Source organism: Janthinobacterium sp. CG_23.3 (genome assembly GCF_046115965.1).
In the GTDB taxonomy this organism is placed as follows: domain Bacteria; phylum Pseudomonadota; class Gammaproteobacteria; order Burkholderiales; family Burkholderiaceae_D; genus Janthinobacterium.
Genome location: NZ_JBJXIB010000263.1, coordinates 1 through 1,486 on the forward strand (window position 1 = coordinate 1; position 1,486 = coordinate 1,486).

The window sequence follows — 1,486 nt, forward strand, 5'->3', positions numbered from 1 at the left end:
CAATCCACCGAACTTAAGGATATCGCCTCCACTCGGCGAAAATATTTCACATAGTTCTTGACAAGACTGCGGCTGCGCGCGGTCGCCGCCCTGCTGACGGGGGCGTTTTCACGGCAGCAGGGCGGCGACCAATGAAGGCTTTTTGACCTTCACCAGCCGCCATGTCATCGACCATCTTGTCCACGCTATTTGCGGCGTTCGCCCAGCATCTGCAATCGCCGCAGTTTCGCGACCATGCCCGCCATGCCGACCATCCCAGGGCGTTCTGCCGCAACCGCAAGCTGCCGTTGCATTGCTTGATAGCGGCGATGCTGACCGGGATGCGCAAGAGCACCCAGGCCGAGCTCGACGAGTTCTTCGGCCACCTGCATCAACAGGCCCAGCTGCTGCGCGAGGTCACCGCGCAAGCGTTCTCGAAGGCGCGCGCCAAACTCTCCGGCACGGCCCTGACCTCGCTCAACGACTGGCTCATTGAGCGGGCCGAGCGCGACGGCTACATCCCCCGCTGGCACGGCCTGCGGCTGGTCGCCGCCGACGCCAGCGTGCTGCGCTTCGGCCTGCGCGCCAGCCACGTCCCGCGCGCCGCCGCCGTCGACCAGATCGCGTTCGGCCTGTTCCTGCCCGGCGCGGAAATGATGCTGGCCGCCGCGCTGCACAGCACCCACGAGAACGAGCGGCAAATGCTGTACGAGCAGCTCGGGCGCCTTTCCCCCACCGATTTGCTGCTGCTCGACCGCGGCTACCCCTGCCGCTGGCTGCCCGTCGTGCTTGGCGAGCGCGGCATCGCCTTCTGCATGCGCGTCGAACACACCAAGTCGCCCGACAGCAACGAACACGCCGAAAAATCCGGCTTCGCCTGCGTGCGCCAGTTCCTGCGCTCCGGCGCGACCGACCAGATCGTCACCCTGCGCGCGCCCGACCGTGCCGACGCGACCGACTACGAATGCGCCGCCGCGGGCCAAACCGTGCGCCTGGTCCGCCACGTCGCGCCGAACGGAAAAATCCGCGTCCTGATGACCAACCTGCTCGACAGCGCCGCGTTCCCGGCGCACTGGTTCGGCGACCTATACCATCAGCGCTGGAGAATTGAAGAGGCGTTTAAAAGATTGAAACACCGCCTCAACCTCGAACACGTTTCCGGCCTGTCGCACCTGGCCGTCATGCAGGATGTCGCCGCCAAGGTGCTGTGCGACAACCTCCAGGCATTGACTACCTTGACCGCCCGCGCCGACGCAAACCTGCCAGCGAGCACCCGTATCAACCGCGCTTACGTCCACACTGCGCTCAAGCCCCTCTTGCCGGCATTGCTGTTGGGGCGGCGCGGCGCGGCCAAACTACTGCTGACGCTGCTCAAACTCGTGGCCCGGAACACCTACAGGCATAAAGAAGGACTCTCGAAGCCACGAAAATCAAGACCAAAACCCCATAAACACATGACCCTGAAACCATGCTGACGGCGCGCTAAATCCTTAAGTTCGGTGGATTG

At 64.3% G+C, this 1,486-nt stretch carries 1 protein-coding gene; it reads left to right on the top strand.

Features of this window, described 5'->3' with window-relative positions:
* The first annotated feature begins 161 nt into the window (after positions 1-161).
* Positions 162-1,454 (top strand): IS4 family transposase, encoded by a 1,293-nt coding sequence (locus ACFDR9_RS27665; RefSeq protein ID WP_409033072.1) that lies wholly within the window; start codon positions 162-164, stop codon positions 1,452-1,454.
* Positions 1,455-1,486 lie beyond the last annotated feature (32 nt).

Bases quoted from the DNA above. Each gene is read 5' to 3' on its own strand.
- ACFDR9_RS27665 (WP_409033072.1), top strand. From the start codon at position 162: ATGTCATCGACCATCTTGTCCACGCTATTTGCGGCGTTCGCCCAGCAT.